The organism is Acidithiobacillus sp. HP-11, assembly GCF_015100075.1.
Classification (GTDB): Bacteria; Pseudomonadota; Gammaproteobacteria; order Acidithiobacillales; family Acidithiobacillaceae; genus Acidithiobacillus; species Acidithiobacillus thiooxidans.
In genome coordinates, this window is sequence record NZ_JACKYY010000040.1 from 1 (window position 1) to 22,164 (window position 22,164).

Consider the following 22,164-nt stretch of genomic DNA (forward strand, 5'->3'; position numbering starts at 1 on the left):
CTGCCTCTATGGCCTGCTCAATCAGAGAGCGTGCCGCGCGTCGAAGTATCCCTTCAATGCCCAGACCCAACTCTCSMATCCCACCTGCTATTACGGTATTCTTTTCCACGGCGTACTCCTTATGTTGCTCTTTGAGTCGGAAACCCTTTGTAGCAACAGTACGCCACCTCATTCAAGCCAGTTGTAACGCGCCCGTACACCACTTTCGAGCATAGCTCTCACTATTGGCAATGCCTCCTTGTCTGCTGATGAATGAGATAGAAAGACATCCGCAGTCGAAGCCGACGCCCGCTTCTCAAAGCGACGGGCTTCAACAATTACGCTCTTACTGAAGTTCTGAAACTCGTTCGCTGTGCTAGTGAAGTATTTCATACGTGTTCGTTAGCTCAAGAATTGGGGTTGAAGTCAGATCGCCTCATGTCCCGACTCATATCGTATTCGCATTTATCTCTGGCTTGAAAGGTGGCTTCAATCAGGAATGCCAATCGCTCTACTGTCAGCTTGCTCCACGGGACAACCGAAATCTTGGCCTTCGGTTCAAGGAGATTGTCGATGATGCGATCCGGCATGTATGGGTAGCGCCGCTCATATTCAGAGCGTGTTTTTACACTTGTCCATGATGTGCAGTCAGGGTGGACGATTTCCTTTTCATTAGGATGGGCAGCCGTGAAGGTAGAGCAATTTGTCGAAGGTAAGTTAATGACCAGAACGCCGGACTTCTTGTTAATGCTCCCGTCAATCATGCTTGAATATAGCTCCCAATCGATATGCTTCCGATACTTGGTCTCCGTTCCAACGAGTAGGATTGTCACCGTCGAATTCGCCATATAATCATCTCGGATCTTTTTTCTAATTGCCTGATTCGATAGATCGACATCAATGTCACCAGTATCGACAGAGACATCGATGAAGATTCCGTGAGTGTCGTTGAACTTAAGCAAAGCCTGTTTGTAGGTTTGGTCGTTCCGATGGTGGTAACTGATAAACACCTTCCTCTTCGGGGGGGCTTCGTGAGATTGAGTGTGAATGGTAGTTTGGTTCAAGAGTGGCTCTCCGGAAGGTTTACGCGGGTCTTCGCAGTCATCAGTTCGTGAAGCAGGGTACGGAAGAGGTCTTGGAGTGCGGCTTGTCTCCGAAAGGCGGCGCTCAACTTTTGATCAATCGTCGTGAACGTTTCAATGATCGTAGTTTGGGTCTCCAGATCGGGATAGAACACCGGCAAGCGTTGCATCACACTGTTGTTGAGGTTAGGCATGATTACTCCCGCCGCGTGTGCATAGAGCCACTTCACGAGCCGATCGGTGGCAAAGTAGAGTGCCAAGAATCGATTATCGATGTACGGTTTGCTCGCCCGGACAAGAAAGCAGCCTGTTCCACACAGCCACGTTTCCTCCGCTTCGGTGACCAAGCCTTGACGTCCAATCTCCCCCCGCCGGGCGAACAGAATGTCGAACTTCCTGAGGCGGTGTTTTCCAAGTCGCTGCGCAACTTCCTCGCTGACGCGCGGGACGTTTTCGTGGTTGATGCGATTCCCGGCAAGGTGGGTTGGGTTGACTACTGCGATTCCACCCTCCTCATACTCGTCTTTGTGAAGTTGGCTTCCAAAGGGGCCTGTTTGGAGTGCCCCGTCCGGCTTTTCACACAATTCACCCAGTGTGATCGGTTCCCAGCTTTCGGGGACGGGGCCGATTTCGGTTTGTTTTTGGGGTTCGTTGCGCAGGCCTTCGGTGAAGAGCTTGTGCATGAGGGCCTTTTTCAGCTCGGTGGTGGTCTGAATGATCCGCTCCTGCGCTTCGATCGCCCGCTGCACAGTCGAAAGGATGTGCGCGATCTTCTTCTGCTCGGGGAGTGGGGGGAGCGGGATGGGAAACCGTTCCAGATCACCCTTTCGGATGTAAGGCATGGTTGAACCGGAAACTACTTTGCTGAGAGCCTCGCTCAATGAGCCTTTGAGAACGTAGAAGATGAAGTCCAAATCTTCTTCGAACCCATCGAGAACGTAAGTGCGCTGATAGGCTTCGAACTTTCCCCGGTAGAGTTTTGTGTCTCCAACTGCGCCGTTCCCAGCGATAAGGATTGCGTCGGTATCAAACGAGTAGGAATCCGAAGCGTGAACGTCCCGGGAGCATGTGAAAAATGGATATGCGCCGTTTGGCGATCCTTCGTTCACATCCTTCTTGCCCGTTTTGATCGAGCAAAGACTTCCCAGGGGTCTTTGATTCCACTCGCTCATACGCCGATCATCTCCAGAATCTCCTTCAACACCCTGGCCGTCTCATTCTTCGCTCTGCGAGCTTCGGCGGTCGCGATGACCGCGCGCCGTTGGCTCCGTTTGGCACTCACTCTGCACCGCCTTCATCATTACCGCTTTCCTCATTATTCCTTGCGATCCGCATGACTTCGGCGTCGAAATCCGAGACAAACAGGCGATCCTGCATGATGCGATATTTCTCGAACTCGGATTCGGCGTGGGCTTTGGCGATTTCGGCGGTGACTTTGCCGGCGTCCTGCAGGATTTCCCGGTCGGTGGCTTCGATGAAGCGGTTGAGGCGGGTTTCCCAGTCCTGCATGGTCATGGGGATGTGGCGCTGGGCCATGTCTTCGGCGATGTCGAGGTAGGCGTTGACGAGTCGGGAGAGTTGCGCCATCTCCGGTTCGGTCAGGTAGTTTTTGGCGACGCTGACATCGAACTTCTGGATTTTTCCTTGAGGCGCATCTTTCCATGTGGTCAGGCCCATGTGCTGTTTCCCGGCATCGGCCCGGTCCACGATGACTTCGGCGGCGGTGTGGCCGTGGATGGCCCAGTGGAGCTTGTTCTGCACGGTGGCGAAGAAGCGCTGGGTGGCGGTGGCGCTGCGGTCGTAGTCGATGGCGGTGGCGTAGATGTCGGTGATCTTCTGGTAGAACTTGCGCTCGCTGAGGCGGATTTCGCGGACGCGCTGGAGCTGCTCTTCGAAGTACTGTTTGGTCAGGACGGTGCCGCCAGCCTTGAGACGTTCGTCGTCCATGGCGAAGCCCTTGACGGTGTATTCCTTGACCACGGTGGTGGCCCATTTACGGAATTGGACGGCCCGCTCGGAGTTGACCTTGTAGCCGACGGCGATGATGGCGGAGAGGTTGTAGTGGCCGGTGTCGTAGTTTTTGCCATCGGCGGCAGTTATTCGAAATTTTCGAATAACTGAATCCTCCGCGAGTTCGTTGTCGGCGAAGAGGGTTTTGAGGTGGTAGTTGATGGTGGGGGTCTTCACGTCGTAGAGGACGCCCATCATTTTTTGAGTCAGCCAGATGTCCTCGTCGGCATAAACCACCTCGACGCCACCCTGACCCTGTGCGGCGACAAAGGTGAGGTATTCAACGGCCGAGGAACGTGTGATGGACGTTTCCTGGTTGTCTGGCTTCTTTTTCATGCCGACACGCCCAGTTGTTTCAAAATGCCCCGCAATGCCTCGTCCGTCTCCCGCGCTTCGGCTTCGATCACGGCCAGTTCCTCGACGATCTCCGCGATGGGCCGGTAGGTTTCGGCGTCCGAGGTGTGGATGTAGCGGCTGGGCGAGATGTTGTAGTCATTCTTCTTCAGTTCGTCGTGGTCGACGATGCGGCTGAGTTTTTCGGCTTCGGTCCAGCCGATGAGGGTGTCGGCAATGCGCTGGATGCCCTCAATGGGGATGAAGTTCTTGGGATCGCCCTTTTCGAAGACCTGGGAGGCGTTGACAAGCAAAACCTTACCCTGGCGCGTCTGCGGCTTGGCCTTGTTCAGGAACAACACGATGCCGGGGGCGGTGGTGTTGTAGAACAGGTTTTCGGGCAGGTAGAGGACGCTCTCGATGAGGTCGTGGTCGACGAACCACTGGCGGACGGTCTTTTCCTTGTTGGTACCGGCATTGCCCGATCCGCGCGAGACGGCGCCGGTGTCGAGGACGACGGCGGCGCGGCCGCTGGCGTTCAGGCTGGCGTGGATGTGCTGCACCCAGCCCCAGTCGGCGGAGGATTTGCCGGGAAAGCCGGCCCCGGCGGGGAAGCGGTCGAGTTCGTCGTTGTCGTAATCGGCCTCGGTGAACCAGTCCTGGTTCCACATGGGATTGGCGACGACGCGGTCGAAGGTGCGGAGCTTGCCCTGCCTGTTGCGGAATTTGGGGTTCTTGAAGGTATCGCCGATTTCGATCTGGCCTTCCATGTCATGGATGATCATGTTCATGTTGGCCATGGCCCAGGTCTCGGGGGTGAATTCCTGGCCGAACAGTTTCAGCGGGGCGACGGTGCGCTTTTTGCCCTGGGTGCTTTCTTCCATGGCGATCTCGCATTTCACCAGCAGGCCGCCGGAGCCGCAGGTGGGGTCGTAGATTTCCATGCCGGGCTCGGGCTGGAGCACGCGGGACATGATGGTGCCGACCTCGGGCGGGGTGTAGAACTCGCCGGCGCTCTGGCCGCCGCCTTCGGCGAACTTGCGGATCAGGTATTCGTAACTCTTGCCGATGATGTCAGCCTCGACGTCGTCGAGCCCGAGGCGCTTGGTGCTGATGGCCTCAATCAGATTGGAGAGGCGGTCGTCGTCGAGGTCGCGCTGGCCGTGGGTGGTGGCGTTGAAATCGACGCGGTCGATGATGCCCTGTAACAGCGGGTTTTCCCGGGCGATGGCGCGCATGTGGGTGGTGACGCCTTCGCCGATCTTGTCGGCGAGCTTGCGGATGACGGACCAGACGGGCTGCTCGGGATCGTCAGGGACGAGGGGAAGATAGAAGCGGACGAGCTTGTGGTCGGCCCTGGCGAGCTGGAAGGCCTTCCTGCGCGAGCCGACCTCGGCGGCGATGCGGTTTAGTTCGTCATCGAAGACGTCGCAAAGGCGCTTGGTGAAAATGAGCGGGAGGATGTAGTCCTTATACTTCGGCGCGTCCTTGGCGCCACGGATGGAACACGCGGCATCCCAGATCCATGATTCGAGAGATTTGTCCTTACCGTTATTGTTTGTCAATTGAGGTTGATCCGTTCGAACCGCAACCATTTTTCCCCCATTTCTGATGCCTAAAATGGGCACAGCTTGGGAATTATATGGGCAATAGTCAATAAAACAAAAAAAGCACCCAGGCTATAACCTGGATGCTTGATTCTTTTGGCTCCCCGGGACAGGCTCGAACTGCCGACCTAGTGATTAACAGTCACCCGCTCTACCGACTGAGCTACCGGGGAAAAGTGGGCGTATCCTAGCCTTCCCTTTGCTTCGCGTCAAGAACTGTGGGGCATTTTCAGGATGATGTTTCAACACCGCTTCACGGTCGGAGTATTTCGCGATAGACTGCCCCACGCCATAATTTAACACCCTGAACCTGCCCATCCAATCATTCGGTGAACCCAGCCATGATGTTCCTGAAACGCCTGCCAACCGTACAAGAACCACGATTGTACATGGCGCTGGAACGCACGTATCTAGGTTACTTTAAGCTACTGTTTGTATCGATCGGAACAGGATTGGTTTCAGCCCGTCTTGCCGTACTGTTTTTGGCATTACATTACGCAAAACTGGGCCATTTTTTTACCGGGCTTTTCAATGTACTGACTTGGCCAGCCATTGCTCTGGTTTTTGTGGTAGGCTTAAATTTTATGTTTGATCTGCAACATATTGAAAAAGGACCCCCCGTGGCAGCAAAAGAGATTATTGATCCGCGTATTTACATGGCCGCCGAACGTACTTTTCTGGCATGGGTACGAACGGGTATCGGTCTGATTGCTTTTGGCTTTGTCATCGAAAAGTTCGATTTTTTTCTGGAACAGCTTTCTATCATGCTCCACACCAAGCTGGTTATGGGAGAAGGGTTCTCAGGAATGGGCATTATATTTATTGTCCTGGGAATCACCAACCTGATGATCGGTGGTATCAATTTCATTCGCACCGTCAAGAAGGTAGATGAAGGCTGCTACCATGTCCACAAATTCCTGTACGGTCTCTATGGCGTTATTTTATTTGGTATTACCGTCGCACTGGCGGTCATGATTATTCGGGTATCCCTGTAAAATCAGAAAAGCGGAATCAATGCATCCTGATAAGCCCAATAGCAGGCATGAAAGGGATATTTTTCGGATCCTTTACGAGCATTACGCCATACCGGCAATCCGCTTTCTACCAGTAATTCCAGACAACTGCACACCCGCTGATCATAGGCAGAGGCCGGAATACCGGCATGCCCACCCCAGGCGATAATCACTCCCGAACTTGCCGCAAGCGTTGTTTTGATGACCTTGTCATTCTGCGGGCCGACTACATGCGCCGCCCCCTTCGCAAGCAACGCTTTCCCCACTTCTTTACTGTCTGTACCCCTGAGCGCAAAAAGATTCAAAATGTGGACCCCCCCACTTTCTGGGAAATTGCGCCATACATATTCCGAGGCCGTGCGTACGGTTTTATCTGCGGAGAACTCACTGGCACTGGAAGGGTTTTTGAGAAAAACCGTCATCATAGCGCCTTTACGCTCACGAAATGGCAAGCTCAATCCATACCGCCAGGTACGGCACGGTGAAAAATCTGCCTGAATAGCTGCCATATCCACGGCTGGCGCATGTTGTACGGTTCGCCCGATTCTCAAGGTGCTGGAGGATAGGTTATTCGTCACGTTTTGGATTCCCGTAATCATTGCCTGTTAATCGTCAACCATATCAGGCGGTGGGGTCGCCCGACCAGTCCTAGCCTTTTCCTGCCCATCGCTATCAAAGCCAGTGCATCCTCTGATCAGCAAAAGGACGACCTGTCCGCCGCATAGCACTGCAACACTCCGTTGCAACGATTCAACATAATAAAATATATATTTAACAATTAGATAAAAAATTAAATTGTTGCAGTGATTTTTAGGGATTTTATAAAAACCATATTTTACATGCGCTTATTATTTGGCACAGTTTCTGCTAATAGACAGGCAAACACTTTGGGCGTTGCTTAAGCTCATCAAACCTGCAAGGAACCTGTCTATGAAAACAAACACCTGGCGTTGTGCATTAGTTTGCGGCCCGCTCCTTTTGGGCATGGGTTTTGGTACGGCCCTGGCGGCCGCGCCGAGCCTCGTAACAGTGCAAGCGGCTCCCGGCATTGGTCCCGTACTGGGGGGTCGGGTCATCCCGGCGTTTACGGTCACCCTGCGTGCCCAGTTGTCTGGCCGGGTCAAATTTGTGGCGGGTGAAGCCGGAATGCCCATTGCACCGGGCCAGCCTTTGGTGGCTTTGGATGACGATCAGCTGCTTGCCCAGAAAGCCCAGGCTATTGCGGCCTATCAGGCCGATGAAGTCGCCCTGCACAACGGTTATTCCCAGTACGGATATCAGCTTTACAGTTATGATCCCCCCTCCTTCATGAACCCCTTTACCTGGATAGGCCAGGGCTTCAAGACCATGATGGGCAACAGCCAGAATCCCTGGGCCACCTATCAATCCAATCTGGAAAACCGGAAAGCTACCGCCCTCAAGGCGCAAACCCAGCTGGAGGCTTCAGCCTGGAGAATCCGTCAGATTGAGGCGGAGATGAACAACTCGGTTTCCATCGCCCCCTTTCAGGGCGTAGTCCTCGCAAAAGAGGTTAATCCGGGGGATATTGTGCAGCCCGGTCAGCCGCTCATGGTGCTGGGCAGTGGTGGCCCCAAGCAACTGCTGGTCAAGGTGCCGGAAAGTCTGGCGGGCAATCTGAACCCCGGGCAATCCCTGCCCGTCCATCTGGGAGACAACGCGGGCATGGTGAGTGGCAGGGTCGTTCATGTCGCCCCCCAGGCCAATCCCCAAACCCATACGGTGGCCGTCAAGGTCAGTCTGCCCCGCAATGCCGCCATTCGTGTCGGGGCGTACGCGACCATCAGTCTGCCCAGTTACGGCAGCTCTGCCCAGAATGAACCGGCCATTCCCCGGAGCGCCCTCATTCCCGGGACTTCTTTGCCCTCGGTGCTGGTGGATCATCAGGGGGTGACCGAAATGCATGTGCTGCGCCTGGGTGGACCCTTGCCGGATGGGCAGATTCAGGTGCTGGCCGGACTGCGCGTGGGTCAGATCATCGTCAATGATCCCCCCGCCGGAATCGGGTCCGGTTATCAGCTCCAGACCAGCGCGTCTTCCGGGGAGTAAGCGCCATGCATAACGGTTGCCAAACCCCTGAGCCGGAAATCCCGGAAACCAGACCCTCGCGCAGTCTGGGATTGGCAGGTTCTATCGCGAAGATTTTTGTCAGTTCGCCGCTGGCGCCCCTGCTCCTGATTGTGCTGCTCGCGGCGGGCATTCTCGGCCTGATTTCCACGCCCAGAGCTTCCAACCCGCAAATATCTGTACCCATGATTGATATTTTCGTGGGTTATCCGGGGCACTCCCCTGCCGAAGTATCGCGCATGGTCAGTGATCCTCTGGAACGCATGATGAGCGAGCTGCCCGGCGTGCGCCACGTGTATTCGGTGTCGAATCGCGGCGAATCCATGGTCACCGTGCGCTTTCAGGTGGGCAGACGGATGGGTCCCTCCCTGGTGGAGGTCTACAACAAACTCGCCGCCAACATGAACCGGATTCCGCCGGGAGCCACCCATCCTCTGGTCCGTGCCAAGGGCATCAACAGCGTCCCCTTCATGACCTTTACGCTCTGGTCCCGGGAGGTCGGTCCCGCCACCCTCAACGAAATTGCCCGCACCGCGTTGCAGCATCTCAAGCAGGTTCCCCAGACCGGGGAGAGTTTTATTGTCCACGGTCCTCAGGAAACACTGACCGTCGACATTCATCCGGGCCGCCTGGCCGCTTATGGCATCACCCCGCAGCAGGTCGCACAAACGATCAAGGCTTCCAATGCCCAGACGGAAACCGGGCGGACCGATGTGCAAAACATGCAGATGCGCATTGTCACCGGACAGTTTCTGCGCACGCCGGCAGAAGTCCGCAATTTGGTGGTCGGGGTGTATGAAGGAGAACCGGTGTATCTGTTTCAGGTGGCGCAGGTCCGGCTCGGCCCCAGCGATCCCCACAGTCTGGTGACTTATTACCAGAAGGCTGGCAAAAATCAGCCCGAAGTGGATGGCGCTCCGGCGGTCACCATTGCCCTGGCCAAAATTGCCGGCAGCAACGGCGTGACGGTCGCCCGGGCACTCATCCAGAAAATGCACAGTCTGGAAGGAACGGTCATTCCCGGTAATGTGCATGTCAGCATCACCCGCGATAACGGCAAAAAAGCGAATGCCAAGGTCGATTCCCTGCTCTTCAAGCTTTTTGTCGCCACGGCAGCCGTCACCCTGCTGATTCTGCTGGCCCTGGGATGGCGGGCGGCCGCTGTCGTCGTCATCACCATCCCGCTGATTTTGCTGATTACCGTATTCTCGGCCTGGTTATTGGGAATCACCATCAATCGGGTCAGCCTGTTCGGGTTGATTTTCTCCATCGGTATTCTCGTCGACGACTCCATCGTGATTGTCGAGAACGTGTATCGCCGCTGGCTGCAGGAAGGGACGACGTCCACTGAAACCCTCATTGATGCCGTGCGCGAAGTGGGTAATCCCACCATTCTGGCGACTTTTACGGTCATTGCCGCCTTGCTGCCCATGGGTTTTGTGGGCGGGATGATGGGCCCTTACATGGCCCCCATTCCGGTACTGGGTTCTGTGGCCATGCTCTTCTCCCTGTTCACGGCCTTCGCTCTGGCCCCCTGGTTGATGCTGCGTTTCAAACCCAGCCTGAAAACCCTGGAACGTATGCATAAGGGCGAACACCGGCAGGCCACCTGGTTGCGCAAATTTTTCCGGAACACCCTGATTCCGCTGATTCGCCGCAAATTTTATGGTCGCCTGTTTCTGGGTGGCATTGTGGTCGCGTTTTTTGCCAGTCTGGCGCTGTTTCTGGTGGAGTGGGTGCCTTTCACCATGCTGCCCCATGGTAATTCCAGTGCCTTTAACGTCGTCATCAACATGCCGGCGGGTACCGCCATGCCGGTGACCGCCAATGTGACGGCCGAGGTGGTACAGAGTTTACAGGGGATGAAGGATGTCCGGGCGCTGCAAAGCTATGTGGGTACGCCGGAACCGTATGATTTCAATGGCATGGTGCGGCATTACTACCTGCGCAACCAGCCCTGGCAGGCCATGATTCATGTGCAGTTGCTGGATAAAGCCGAACGCAGCGCCTCCAGTTCCGAACTTGCTGTCGTCGCGCGGCGGCTGATTACGCCCATCGCGGCGCAACACCAGGCCCATATTGTCGTCGTGCAAAGTCCGCCGGGGCCACCGGTTTTGGCGCCGGTGGTGGCCGAAGTTTATGGCCCTTCTGCCGCCATCCGCGACGCGGTCACCCGGCAGGTGACGGCCGAATTTGCCCGGGCCAAAAACCTCACCGAGGTGGATAACACCCTGGAAGCCCCCCATGACTACTGGCACTTTCATCTGAATGCCATCAAGGCGGGCATGGCCGGTGTGCGGCCCAGCGCCCTCAACGAAACCCTGGCGATGACCCTCGGTGGCTACAAGCTGGGTAACTTTACGCCCTATGGTCAGAATCTTGCGGTACCGGCCGTACTGCAGGCCCCTCTGGCCCTGCGCAGTAATGTCTATAGTCTGGCGGCACTTCCCGTACCCTCCGTCAGTTATGGCGCCGTACCTCTTTATACGCTGGGGCATTTTAATCGTGAGAGAGCGGAACAACCCATCTACCAGCAGGATCTCAAACCCGTTGAATATGTGACGGCAGGCAGCAGGGGACGTCTGGACGCCCCGCTGTACGGCATGCTGGAAGTCGAAGATGCCCTGTCCGGTTATCTGACCCCCGACGGACACCCGCTGGGCATCGACTGGATCAGCGTTCCCAGCGGTAATCATGCCACGATCAAGTGGGGCGGTGCCTGGACCGTGACCTACAAGACCTTCCGGGATATGGGCATTGCCTTTGCCGTGGCCATTGTCCTCATCTACATGCTGGTAGTCTGGGAATTCGGGAATTTTGTCATCCCCGCCATTATCATGGTGCCCATTCCCCTGACCCTGATCGGGATTTTACCCGGTCACTGGCTGTTTGGTGCGAGCTTTACGGCCACCTCCATGATCGGTTTCATTGCTCTGGCCGGCATCATCGTGCGCAATTCCATTCTGCTGGTGGATTACTCCCAGCAAAGAGTAGCCGAAGGCATGCCGGTCATGGATGCCCTGATTGAAGCGTGCGCGACCCGTACCCGGCCCATTGTGATTACGGCGCTGGCACTCATGCTCGGTTCCGCAGAAATCATCACCTCCCCGATTTTCCGGGGGATGGGCATTTCCCTGCTCTTCGGGGTCATGATTTCGACCATTCTTACCCTGCTGGTCATTCCTTTAGGCTGTGTCAGCGGTCGTGCTGCCTTCTGCCCGGCAGGGATGGATCTGGGTGACACGCAGCCGAACAATCCGCCCCCCTTCCCGTTTGCGCCCGCCAGCATGCAGGTCTCCCTGTCTCCCCGGGATAGTCTGGCGCGAAGCGATATTCAATCTGCAGCACTGGTTCAGGATACGCCACCCAAAGATGCTGGTCCCCTGACCATGACTCTGGAAATGATCGGACAGGATATTCGCGCCTTTTTCCGGGCCATTACCAAAATCCTGCTGGCTTTGCTCGGACAACTCTGGGCCTGGCTGATGAAGCGCCCGGCCGCCCACAACAAGCCTGAAGCGCCGGGTCCGAAGTCGCCTTCAGGGCCCGTGAGCCCCCCTCAGGGGCCGGATGGATCATCGCAAGGGCCAGTGAATCCTCACGCCTCAACTTCAGAAAGTACCAGCGGATCGGCCAAAAGTCCGGTCAGCGGGCAGAGCAATCCCGTCGCAACCAAAGCCGCTGAAACCACTGCGTCACCCTCACCCCGCGCCAAAGCGCGTGGCATTCATTTACGGCCATCCGGTTCCAAACCGAAAAAGGAGGATTAATCCCATGACAAGCCCAACAACCCTTTCCCCCCGTAGCCACAAGCGCCTGTTCTGGCTGGGGGTGGCGGTCTGTACGGCACTGGGCATGCAAGCCCAGGCCCTGGCGTCCGTGGACACGCCCTACTCCAGCCCATATCCGGGAATGCCGGGTCCTGACATGGCCAATAGCGCAACGTCTTCCGGCTGGTCGGAGACCCGTTCAGATCAAGCACTGCCAGCGCCAATGCCAGCAGACTCCACTTATGCCGAGTGGCATGGTTATGCTCCGCACCGTACATCCAGCTATCCCTACGAGACCAACGGCTGGCCTGCACCAACTGAAAATGCAGACAGCGCCTGGAACAGCGCAGAACAACAAGCTCCCCAGAGCACGCCACCCGCTCCAGGCTGGAGCAACCATGAAGCTGCCATGCCTACAGCCACATTCAACGAAGTAGCGGACTGGGTGCCCCCACCTCCGGGTCCCTACCCCAATGGGCCTGACGAAGGCGCCATAGATACTACGCCGCCAAGCTCTTCCCCGATGGCGATGGCGCCACAGGGATATGCCCCCCAGCAAGGATACGCACCCCAATATACCCCAGGACCAGCTTATGGTGGTCCGAATGCTGGCCCCATGGAGTCCATGCCCTACCGGGGCCCCAACATGCCCTGGCAAAACGCGCCGAGACCCGGTTATGGTGCGCCCTCTTATGGCCGACCAAACTTTGGCCCTATGGGACCCATGCCCTGGCAAGGCCCCAACATGCCCTGGCAAAATGCGCCCAGACCCGGTTATGGTGCACCGGCCTACGGAAGACCAACTCCCTATGGGCCTAACCCTTATGCCCAGCCACCACAGTACGGCCCACAATATGGCGCATCCGGTAACCCCATGAATGGTCGTGATTTTCCGAACGGGGCTTACCCGCAAGGACCCAATGGTGAATCCCCTTATGGCCGACCAAACTTTGGCCCTATGGGACCCATGCCCTGGCAAGGCCCCAACATGCCCTGGCAAAACGCCCCCAGACCCGGTTATGGTGCACCGGCTTTCGGACCATCACCTTACGGGCCTAATCCTTACGCCCGCCCGCCTCAATACGGCCCACAATATGCTGGGCCAGATTATGGGGCACCAGCCTACGGGCCATCACCCTATGGACCCCCTCCCGAAGCCCGGCCACCTCAGTCTTATGGCCCGCAGCCTGGTTATGGTTATCCATAAACGGAAATATCGGGATATAGATCCGCCTGAAAAAAGGAGAACGCAATGCAAAAAGCAAAATGGTTAAAGGTAGCCATTCTCTCTGCCGCAATGGGAACACTTTCCATACCTGTTGCTGCTTATGCCTGGGGGCCCTGGGGAGGCGAAATGCCTTGGTCCGGCTGGCAAAACCGCATGCCCTGGAGCGGTTATTCCAATCCCTGGCAAGGGAATTCCGGACCATGGTCCGGTTATGGAGGTCCTTGGCACGGTAATAGTGGTCCCTGGAGTATGGGGAGTTTCCGTATGACTTTTCCCCATTGGGGTCCGATGAATTTCAATGGCAGTCCCTTTGGCGGCTACGGACGCCCCTGGTCCGGAGATGCGATGCCCTGGGGTGGTGGCGGTATGCCTTGGGGCGGGGGTGGCGGTATGCCCTGGAGTGGTGGCGGTATGCCCTGGGGTGGTGGCGGCATGCCCTGGGATGATGGCGGCATGCCCTGGAGTCCCATGTCCTCCATGAACCCCATGTCGCCAATGGGTCCCATGAGCCCCTGGAGTACCTGGTAACACCATAATTCCCAAGTTTGGGGAGTGACATTGCAGTGGCGCCAACTGCAAGGCTTGTGGCGCAAAATGATCAAGGAGCAGATGTGATGAATGCGAAACATTTTGGAAAAGTAGCCGCTTTGGCAGCAACACTCGGATGTGCAGGTTTACTGACAGCTTCGCCTGCTTTTGCCTGGGGATGGGCACCCTGGAATGACATGCCCTGGAGTGGTTACAGTAGCCCGTTTTCCGGCGACAGCGGCCCTTTCAGTAGTTATGGAGGCCCCTTTACGGGCAATAGTGGGCCCTGGGACATGGGCAGCATGAGTTTTAATGGACCGCACGGCGGCCCCATGCAATTCAGTAGTGGTCGCTGGGGTGGCTACAGCCAGCCATATAACGGGTATTACGGCGGTGGTTATGGTCGCGGAGCCTACAATGGTTACGGCTACCGGGATTCAGCCCCTGAAAATGCCTTTCCACCCGCAGAATCCGGATATCCTCAATACGGCAATTATAACAATGCCGATAATAATGCTTACAACGCTCCTTCAGCACCACCGCAATACGCTAACAACAGCCAGCAATATGCCCCGCCACCCGGACCCTACCGTCCCGGTTACGGATATCCATGATGGACGAAAATCCTGCGGGCTGCAGATGCACCGCGATGCCTGCAGGGTTCCAATATTGCCGTGAAATCAAAAATACAGGTGCCAAAAGAGGCCAACCATGAAACGAACTTTGGGTAGAATCATTGGGTTTATTATTCTGGTGATCATTGTGCTGGTAGTGATTGCTGCCATCCAGGATCCGCAACTCTGGCGTCATGACTGGCAGACGACACGGCAATATACGGTGCAAAAATGGCAGGCAATGCATCATTGGTGGGAAAAACAGGAAAGCAAACCCACTCCGGTAGCACATCCTGCAACAGTGCCGATCACAGCCACCGCACCAAAATTACAGCCGGGCGTGGCTGTGCAGCAAGCAACCCCGGTTACCCCGCACGTTAAAATCGTCTTTCCGAAAAACCTTACCGGGTCTCAGTATGCTCTGTTAATGGCTGCAAGACGGGCGTTTTGGGAACATGACGTGAAAGCCGCCATTGCCGATTATCAGGCATTAATCGATCAACTGCCTGAAGTACCGCAACTGTATGGCGAATTAGGCAACATTTATTACCAGACTGGTCATCCTTTATCTGCTGGCAAGGCCTATTCCGGTGCTGCCCGAACGCTAATTGCAACGCATCAATATCCTTCTGCCGCAGCATTATTACCCCTGATCAGTTCTCTGGACCCGAATCAGGCCACCATCATCCGCCAGGCACTGGCACGTTAACCATAAGGAGTAATGAATTATGAGTGACATCCGAGAAGAACCGCAGTTACATTCCGAAGATGCCCCGACCAGCGGCAAAGAATCCATGCCGGAATCAGAAGCTAACTTGCATAGTGACACGGATACCGAATACCACCAGGTTACGCAAAGCCAACATGAACCAGAACAGCAGCACTATACTCATTCAGAGACCCATTCGAGTACCGATACAGATGCCTCAGCAGCTGCAGCGGCAGCCGCTGCGGCGTCAAGTTCCAGTTATAGCAGTTACGCTCCACCCCCTCCCCCTCCTGCACAAAAAGCAGGATTGTTGAGCCGCTTTTGGGGATACCCACTGATCATTTTGATCTTGCTGATCATCATTGTAATTTTGTTTATTTGGGCCATCACCGCTAATCAGCCCGATAATACCCACGTAGCAGTTGCCGCCAAACCCGCGCAAAAAGTCCTGCATGTCACCAGTGCCCCCAGCATTGCGGCCATCACCCAAAACAGCAAACCGTTGACCGCCGATCAGACCAGGTTGCTCATGCAGGCACGCGGAGCTTTCTGGCATCACGACTATGCCGGTGCTATTGCGGATTATCATCATTTGATTCAGGAAGCGCCTGACTCCCCTGCTGCCTATGGCGAAATGGGTAATGTGTTGTACATGACCGGTCACTATCACCAGGCGGGCAACGCTTATGGCCAGGCAGCCATGCAACTGATTCATGCCGGACGTTATGCCGATGGTGCCGCGCTGATTCCTATTCTTGGACGTCTGGATCCTGCGGAAGCACAAAAAGTGCAGGAGGCGCTGTCCCATTCACCCGAAGCCGAAACCGGGATGCCACCGGCCTGATGGTAAGCTGCACAAAACCCACCCGATGGACAGTAACACTGCTATCTGTCGGGTTTACAGTCTGCATGGCGGCTGCACAAGCCGGGGTTACATCCGCTTTGTCGCGTCCAAAATCCGGATGGAACCATCACTACATTCAGCAGCTGATGCAGGCACGCCAAGCCTACTGGCAAGGCAACCCATTGCGCGCCATTCAGGAATATGCGCAATTAATTCATCTTGCCCCCCAGCGGTATCTGGCAGATCTCTATGGAGAACAGGGCAACGTTTATTACCGGATAGGCGCATTTTACGCGGCGGGAAATGATTACATTCATAGTGTTAGAAATCTGATCCGGGAGAAAAACTTGCGTGGTGCCCGCACACTGATTCCCATCGTCGCACAAATTAATCCAAATGCAGCCTATCAGCTGACGATCCAATTAAATCATCAGGAGACAAACCATCATGGCGGAACAACCGACTACGCAAACACACTCGCAGTCTCAGCATCATATCGCCGGCCTTTCTGACCGCCAGCTCAGACTGATCGTCTACGCGGCCCTCGTCGCCTTTCTGGTCCTCGCCGCTTATGAGTTTTATCTGGCCGTGGAAATGTCGCATGACCTTCATGAAATGACCAAACAGTTCCAGAAAATGAGTCCCAACATTCAACGCAACATGAACAGCATGTCACAAAACATGGCAGAGATGACCCATTCGACCAACTACATGGCCCGGGCCACCGGACAAATGCAGGCTGAATTCTGGAGCCTGAACCGTAACATCACCCCACCCTTTTCTTTTCTGAGTGGCATGTTGCCCTTCAATCACAATGATCCGGACTATGGGCCCAAAGCCCCTCTACCCCCTCCCCGCCAAGAAGCCTATGATGGAGTTCCACCGGGATATAATCCGCAATATCAAAGTGGCTATCCGTATCAGGGGAATGCTTATGGCAACCACTGAGGCTGATGTCGAGGTGCTGGCCAAGGAGAAAAAAATGGCATCGCTGAGCACTGAACTGGAAACCCTCTGCGAGGTTTTGCCAGAATTACTGGATTCCATGGACGCCGGCATTCTGCTGACCGACATTCAGGGAAAAATTGAATTCTGCAACGCCGCCGCCAAAATCCTGTTGAACACGCATCCACTGGAGCACCTGCGCAGCATACCTGGAGGTAGCGTCCAGAAAGAACTGGTGCGAGCGGCCATTGCTGCCGGTCAGGAAGATGCGGTGAGTCGCCCGCAATCCGGCTGCGTCCGCTGGGATCATCTGCTTCCCGTTGCCGAAGGCGAGCACAAGGTCCTGCAGATCAGAACCCGACTGGTAGAGCGCAAACAACATAAACGCCGCATTTTTTTCATCGAAGATGTCTCCGAATTGCGTCATGCCGAGCGGATTCTCGGTGGCACCCGCAGTGTGGGTTTTATTACGGATGATCCGCACATGCGCGATGCCCTCGAATTGATTGAGCAGGTCGCGGCCACCGATGCCAGCGTCATTTTTCAAGGCGAATCGGGGTCTGGCAAAGGCTTGATGGTCCGCCTGCTGCATCAACAAAGTAACCGCTCCAAAAAATCCCTGGTGGAAGTGAATTGTGCCGCTATTCCCGATAATTTATTTGAAGCCGAGTTTTTCGGTTCAGTAAGGGGAGCATTTACGGGAGCAGTGACAGATCGCATTGGCCGTTTTGCGGCAGCAGATGGTGGCACACTCTTCCTCGATGAAGTCAGCGAACTGCCCAAACATCATCAGGCCAAACTGCTGAAGGTGCTGGAAGACATGCGCTATGAACCGGTCGGCAGCACCAAAACCCATCAGGTCGATGTGCGCGTGGTTGCTGCCAGCAATCGCAATCTCAAGGAACTGGTAGAAAATGGAGATTTTCGCAGTGACTTGTTTTATCGGTTGAATGTGATCCCTATCCGCATTCCGGCACTGCGTGAACGGCCTTCGGACATCATGCTCCTGGCCGAACATTTTTTGAAAATTACTACAGGAGGACACAAGAAAAGGCTGGGCTCGGCGGCCAAACATCTGCTCCTGGATTACCCCTGGCCGGGAAATGTGCGTGAACTCCGCAACGTGATGGAATATGTGGCCATCTGCAGTGCCGGACCGGAAATCAGTGACAGTGATTTTCCCAAAGACTTCCTGGACAGAATGCACTTGGGGTCGGCCGTTACTTCCAGCCGATCAGAAAACGATCCGGAAGCCATTTATGATCGGGAAAGTCTTTTGCAGTTATTGGATAAACACGGGGGCAACCGTGCCGCCGCCGCTCGTGAATTGGGGATTGATCGCGTAACCCTGTGGCGGCATTTGTCCCGCCTGGGCATTTCCGGAAAAGAGGGTAGCAGTCATCTCGGGCATTGACGGACACAGGGCTTCTGCATAAACCCAGAAGCCCCAGCGTCGTTACCTTGCGGACTAGATTTTTGACATCGCAGAAAAACTTTTGACAAAAGGTCCTGCCATCCGTGGATCTTTGAGCATACTCGCGTAGTCTCCTACCTTGAATTTGATTTTTCCGGTGGTAAACGCCATGCCCAGGCCCGTCATACCCGGAGACTTCTCTATCCACTTCAGCCACTGCGGATGCTGGGCGCGAATATCCCAGTTTAAGGGCTGGTCCGTATAAACACCGGAAGCCGTTGCCTTGCCGTTTTGTACCACCAGAAAAGCACGGGGTTTTTCTTCTTCCGGATAACCATAAGCAATGACCGAATTAAAGCCAATCTGGGCAAGAGCGTCAGAAAGCTCGGGATCCTTGTTCCATTCTTCAACAAAACGAGCCATCCAGGCGGGTGAAAATAAATCTGCCACGGGTAATACCTCCTATACAGGTGAACAAAAATTCGCGGGCGCACGCCCGCACCAAAAAGCGGTTCTCAGGATGTCGGGTCCCTCGTCAAAAATTGTGACTTCAAGTCCTGGCAGGATTGACAATTCCAGTGGCGATATTTTTCGAGAACATCCGCCAAAGGTGTACGCAGATCAGTCTCCATGCCGCCCTCGCTTATTGATGGCAGCACTATGTCCCCATTCCCCCAGATCACTCACTTGTACTCCGACCCACCAGAAAGGGGCCACGCTATCCTGGCCATGTCCACCGACCAGATGCTGGCCGGGGGCCAAATGCACATGGGCAACCAGATGCTCCGCTTCCGCACGGGTCCGAAAAACTGACCAGGCAACGACCCGCTCCGTGGGGGTCATACCAGATTTTCCAGACCGGGATGCGTGCACCTTTGAAGGCAACTCCCGTGCTTCATCGAGAAAATGACTATCCATGAGGACTATCTCCTTCAAAAAAGTGAATCCGATAACCATCTAGATGGGCATAAATCATGCCAATTTGTAATTGGTTGATTACAATGAAATCACCGTAATGATACTTTTTGTCAATGCAACGATTTTTATTTTATATTCAATAAAAACAACAGGATGAACAATGCATCAACATGTTGCATCAGCAACGCATGAAGCCACAACAATTCCAACATTTTCAGATTATTATTATTAAATAAATATCTTATTATTCTAGGGTTGCACGCGCTCACCGGTATTGTTGCATTAAAAAATTGTTAAATAACAAATGAATAAATCATTTTATTATCATCAACCGTTTCACAGCGCATTTCCATAAATTAAAAATCATATAAAAATCATACAACTAGTTTTTGGCACATAAAATGCTTATGTACTCTCAAATTTTTATGAGCAGGACTTCATCCTTCTTCACTTTATACGGAATAACTAACAACCAGGAGTCAACCTTATGTTGATCGAAAATACGTTACCCGTTTTACTCAGCCGTCTCGATTTTGCCTGGATTACCTCGCTGCATATTCTCTGGACGCCCATGACGATCGGCATGTCGTGGCTGCTTTTCGGGATAGAGGTCCTCTGGCTCCGCACCGGGGATGAGCGCTGGTACAAACTCAATCGTTTTTTTGAAAAAATATTCATTATCAATTTCGGTGCCGGGGTGGCGACGGGTGTCACCATGGAAATGGCCTTCGGGATTTTATATGGGCCATTTTCTCAGGCAGTCGGCCCCTTTTTCGGCAACATTCTCGGCTTTGAAACCATCACCGCATTCATGTATGAAGCGGGATTTATTGGTCTGATGGTTTTCGGCTGGGGAAAAATCAGTAAAACCATGCATCTTTTTGCCACCTTCAATGTCGGCATTTCTTCCACTTTATCGGCCGGCTGGATTCTGGTGGCGAATTCCTGGATGCAAACGCCCGACGGAGTCGTCTTTAAAAATGGGCTGTTTCAGGTCAGCAACTGGTGGAGCGCCATTTATAACGACAATTTTCATTGGGGATTTCCGCATATGTGGATCGCCTGCGTAGAGCTGGCTCTTTTTGTTTTTGCCGGCGTCAGTGCCTGGTTCATCCTCAAGAACCGCAACGCCGAACTTTTTGTAAAGCTGCTCAAACCAGCGCTCCTGGCACTGCTGATTGTGACCCCTTTGCAGATTTATCTGGGGGATACGCTGGGGCGGGACGTCGCCCAGACACAGCCCACCTCTCTGGCCGCCATGGAAGGGCATTACCATACGTATCTCCCCAATGGGCAGGTCAATACAGGCTGGCACCTGATTGCCATACCCAACAGCCAGAATGACGGTACCCGATTTGCGATTACCATTCCTTACGTCCTGAGCCTGCTGGAAACCCATACCTTGACCGGCAAGGTGACGGGTATGGACAGCTTCCCTGCCCGTGATCGTCCGGATGTCTGGGTGCCTTTCTATGCGTTCCGGATCATGGTCGCCATTGGCTTTTTCCTGTTCCTCGTCGCTCTTTGGGGTAACTGGCTACGCCTGCGGGGCAAGCTGAATGCGACGGCTCTACGCCAACACCCGTGGTTTCTCCGGGCCGTCGTTTTCTCGGCATTTTTACCCTATCTGGCGATCTGGACGGGCTGGTGGGTGCGCGAAATCGGTCGGCAACCCTGGGTAGTCTTTGGCATGATGCGCACCTACGAAGGAGTCAGCCACATGTCGCTGGGCCAGGAAGTGGTCTGGTTCGTGGGCTACATCATTTTTGAGTTGGCCGTCTGGTCGGGCGCCTGGTACTTCTTCAGCCGCGTCATCCAAAAAGGTGTGAATGACATTCCGGATTCCACCCATCTCTGGGAAAAACCCGAAGCCATCCACAGTGGAGGTGGCCATGTGTCCCCCCATTTTACCAAAGCATTGCCACGCCGAGATTAAGGAGAACCCATCATGACCGATCTCATGGGTAGAATTGCCGTGTCCCTGTCCACCTGGTGGTGGTTGATTCTCGCCTTGTTTTTTATGCTTTACGTGATGCTGGATGGCGCCGATCTGGGCGCTGGCATTTACACCCTATTTTCGCACGACGAGGAAGAACGCGGGGCGGTCATGGCTTCCATGGCCGGATTCTGGGACGGAAACGAAACCTGGCTGGTGGTTGCCGGCGGGGTCCTCTTCGGGGCTTTCCCGGTGGTCTACGGCTCTGCCCTGAACTATCTCATGATCCCGTTGATGCTGGCCTTATGGGGGATTATTTCCCGTGCTGTGGCTTTTGAATTTCATATTCATGCGCGCAGCAGCAAACGATTCTGGGGCTGGGCCTTTGCTCTCGGCAGTCTGATCGCTCCCTTTTTTGCTGGCGTATCTCTGGGTGCCACCTTGCAGGGTTTCCCCCTGAAAGCCGGGCGCGCCCTGGAAATACAGGGACACGGTCTCCCTGCTTCCACGGATCCGGTACTCCATTATTCCGGACAGGCCTTCACCTTCTTAAGTCCTTTCAGTATATGGGTCGGTTGCGGGGCCGTCATTGCGGCAGGCCTTGCCGGTGGACTGTATTTATGTGCCCGCTTCATACCGGGAGACCCCATTCATGAACGCGCCCGCAAGTGGACTACCGTATTTTCCTTTCTGGCGCTGATCGCCATTCTCGTCACCTTAATCTGGTCCTACGCCATTTTCCCCTGGGCAGCGGCCAAATGGAGTGGGGCCCATTGGTGGATCTGGGCGATCTGGCTGGTCATTGTGCTGTTCTTTGCCTACAAATCGATGATCAATCATTCCCTGCAACGGGATATTGCCGCCCTGCTCTGGGGTGAGGGGGTGGTGGCATTTCTCTGGATGGCCATGTTCGCCACCATGTATCCCTATGTCGTACCGGAAACCTGGCCTATCGCCCTATCCGGCAATCCAGCCAACTCCCTGGCTGTCTTCACCTTGTTCATGACGGGATTTGTGCCGGTCATGATCATGTACAACTGGTATCAGATTTGGGTCTTTCGGGGGAGGTTAAGCAAAAAAGCCGCATACGGTGGGCATTGAAAATCCATCTTTAGCGGATGTTGATCCGTCGTTCGTCAGCTGTTCGTT

20 protein-coding genes, 1 tRNA gene and 1 pseudogene are annotated in these 22,164 nt (G+C 54.8%); 13 read left to right on the plus strand and 9 right to left on the minus strand.

Annotation, left to right across the window (positions count from 1 at the left end):
• The 6 genes and pseudogenes from H7F08_RS11575 to H7F08_RS11600 all read right to left on the minus strand — a co-directional run.
• Nucleotides 1-172: pseudogene (locus tag H7F08_RS11575) on the minus strand (IS256 family transposase); the annotation flags it as partial.
• Nucleotides 173-386: 214 nt separating this feature from the next.
• A complete protein-coding gene (locus H7F08_RS11580) occupies nucleotides 387-1,043 on the minus strand; it encodes a TIR domain-containing protein (protein ID WP_227487869.1) in 657 nt (218 codons plus the stop codon).
• Nucleotides 1,040-2,233: a restriction endonuclease subunit S gene (locus H7F08_RS11585; RefSeq protein WP_193640611.1), complete on the minus strand. Its 1,194-nt coding sequence runs from the start codon at nucleotides 2,231-2,233 to the stop codon at nucleotides 1,040-1,042. Before H7F08_RS11585 ends, H7F08_RS11580 begins: the two co-directional genes overlap by 4 nt.
• Nucleotides 2,234-2,339: 106 nt before the next feature.
• Nucleotides 2,340-3,407, minus strand: coding sequence for a virulence RhuM family protein (locus H7F08_RS11590; protein ID WP_193640612.1), 1,068 nt, complete (start codon nucleotides 3,405-3,407; stop codon nucleotides 2,340-2,342).
• Nucleotides 3,404-4,969 (minus strand): type I restriction-modification system subunit M, encoded by a 1,566-nt coding sequence (locus tag H7F08_RS11595; protein ID WP_215865942.1) that lies wholly within the window; start codon nucleotides 4,967-4,969, stop codon nucleotides 3,404-3,406. Before H7F08_RS11595 ends, H7F08_RS11590 begins: the two co-directional genes overlap by 4 nt.
• 139 nt (nucleotides 4,970-5,108) lie before the next feature.
• A tRNA-Asn gene (locus H7F08_RS11600) sits at nucleotides 5,109-5,184 on the minus strand.
• 168 nt (nucleotides 5,185-5,352) lie between these two features.
• On the opposite strand from H7F08_RS11600, the gene H7F08_RS11605 reads away from it, so the two are divergent.
• Entirely contained in the window at nucleotides 5,353-6,006 is a 654-nt protein-coding gene (locus H7F08_RS11605) for a YidH family protein (protein ID WP_075322922.1), read from the plus strand.
• Between the two features lie 2 nt (nucleotides 6,007-6,008).
• On the opposite strand, the gene H7F08_RS11610 is transcribed toward H7F08_RS11605, so the two are convergent.
• Nucleotides 6,009-6,602 (minus strand): DUF1643 domain-containing protein, encoded by a 594-nt coding sequence (locus tag H7F08_RS11610; protein ID WP_319025773.1) that lies wholly within the window; start codon nucleotides 6,600-6,602, stop codon nucleotides 6,009-6,011.
• Nucleotides 6,603-6,954: 352 nt separating this feature from the next.
• On the opposite strand from H7F08_RS11610, the gene H7F08_RS11615 reads away from it, so the two are divergent.
• The 10 genes from H7F08_RS11615 to H7F08_RS11660 all read left to right on the plus strand — a co-directional run bounded on the left by H7F08_RS11615 (nucleotide 6,955) and on the right by H7F08_RS11660 (nucleotide 18,161).
• Entirely contained in the window at nucleotides 6,955-8,091 is a 1,137-nt protein-coding gene (locus H7F08_RS11615; protein WP_193640614.1) for an efflux RND transporter periplasmic adaptor subunit, read from the plus strand.
• A gap of 5 nt (nucleotides 8,092-8,096) precedes the next feature.
• Nucleotides 8,097-11,879 carry an efflux RND transporter permease subunit gene (locus H7F08_RS11620; protein ID WP_193640615.1) on the plus strand — a complete coding sequence of 1,261 codons (3,783 nt, stop codon included), beginning with the start codon at nucleotides 8,097-8,099 and terminating at the stop codon, nucleotides 11,877-11,879.
• A 4-nt stretch (nucleotides 11,880-11,883) separates the two neighbouring features.
• Complete coding sequence (locus H7F08_RS11625) at nucleotides 11,884-13,086, plus strand: hypothetical protein (protein ID WP_193640616.1); 1,203 nt, start codon at nucleotides 11,884-11,886, stop codon at nucleotides 13,084-13,086.
• Between the two features lie 45 nt (nucleotides 13,087-13,131).
• Nucleotides 13,132-13,635, plus strand: coding sequence for a hypothetical protein (locus H7F08_RS11630; protein WP_193640617.1), 504 nt, complete (start codon nucleotides 13,132-13,134; stop codon nucleotides 13,633-13,635).
• Nucleotides 13,636-13,721: 86 nt separating this feature from the next.
• Entirely contained in the window at nucleotides 13,722-14,249 is a 528-nt protein-coding gene (locus tag H7F08_RS11635) for a hypothetical protein (RefSeq protein ID WP_193640618.1), read from the plus strand.
• Nucleotides 14,250-14,346: 97 nt separating this feature from the next.
• The gene (locus H7F08_RS11640; RefSeq protein ID WP_051690746.1) at nucleotides 14,347-14,958 is read left to right on the plus strand and encodes a tetratricopeptide repeat protein; all 612 of its coding nucleotides are present in this window, start codon (nucleotides 14,347-14,349) and stop codon (nucleotides 14,956-14,958) included.
• A gap of 19 nt (nucleotides 14,959-14,977) precedes the next feature.
• Entirely contained in the window at nucleotides 14,978-15,802 is an 825-nt protein-coding gene (locus H7F08_RS11645) for a hypothetical protein (RefSeq protein WP_193640619.1), read from the plus strand.
• A gap of 65 nt (nucleotides 15,803-15,867) precedes the next feature.
• Nucleotides 15,868-16,314, plus strand: a complete 447-nt coding sequence (locus H7F08_RS11650; protein ID WP_193640620.1) for a hypothetical protein — start codon at nucleotides 15,868-15,870, stop codon at nucleotides 16,312-16,314.
• Nucleotides 16,250-16,750, plus strand: a complete 501-nt coding sequence (locus tag H7F08_RS11655) for a hypothetical protein (protein ID WP_010639865.1) — start codon at nucleotides 16,250-16,252, stop codon at nucleotides 16,748-16,750. The genes H7F08_RS11650 and H7F08_RS11655 overlap by 65 nt, the downstream gene beginning before the upstream one ends.
• On the plus strand, nucleotides 16,737-18,161 hold the full coding sequence (locus H7F08_RS11660) for a sigma-54 interaction domain-containing protein (RefSeq protein ID WP_193640621.1): 1,425 nt from the start codon (nucleotides 16,737-16,739) through the stop codon (nucleotides 18,159-18,161). The genes H7F08_RS11655 and H7F08_RS11660 overlap by 14 nt, the downstream gene beginning before the upstream one ends.
• Nucleotides 18,162-18,215: 54 nt before the next feature.
• On the opposite strand, the gene H7F08_RS11665 is transcribed toward H7F08_RS11660, so the two are convergent.
• Together H7F08_RS11665 and H7F08_RS11670 are read right to left on the minus strand one after the other, a co-directional pair.
• Nucleotides 18,216-18,611 (minus strand): hypothetical protein, encoded by a 396-nt coding sequence (locus H7F08_RS11665; protein ID WP_010639863.1) that lies wholly within the window; start codon nucleotides 18,609-18,611, stop codon nucleotides 18,216-18,218.
• 171 nt (nucleotides 18,612-18,782) lie between these two features.
• Complete coding sequence (locus H7F08_RS11670; protein ID WP_010639862.1) at nucleotides 18,783-19,079, minus strand: hypothetical protein; 297 nt, start codon at nucleotides 19,077-19,079, stop codon at nucleotides 18,783-18,785.
• A gap of 487 nt (nucleotides 19,080-19,566) precedes the next feature.
• On the opposite strand from H7F08_RS11670, the gene H7F08_RS11675 reads away from it, so the two are divergent.
• Together H7F08_RS11675 and cydB are read left to right on the plus strand one after the other, a co-directional pair.
• Nucleotides 19,567-21,015 carry a cytochrome ubiquinol oxidase subunit I gene (locus H7F08_RS11675; RefSeq protein ID WP_193640622.1) on the plus strand — a complete coding sequence of 483 codons (1,449 nt, stop codon included), beginning with the start codon at nucleotides 19,567-19,569 and terminating at the stop codon, nucleotides 21,013-21,015.
• Nucleotides 21,016-21,027: 12 nt separating this feature from the next.
• On the plus strand, nucleotides 21,028-22,116 hold the full coding sequence (gene cydB / locus H7F08_RS11680; protein ID WP_075322927.1) for a cytochrome d ubiquinol oxidase subunit II: 1,089 nt from the start codon (nucleotides 21,028-21,030) through the stop codon (nucleotides 22,114-22,116).
• Nucleotides 22,117-22,164 lie beyond the last annotated feature (48 nt).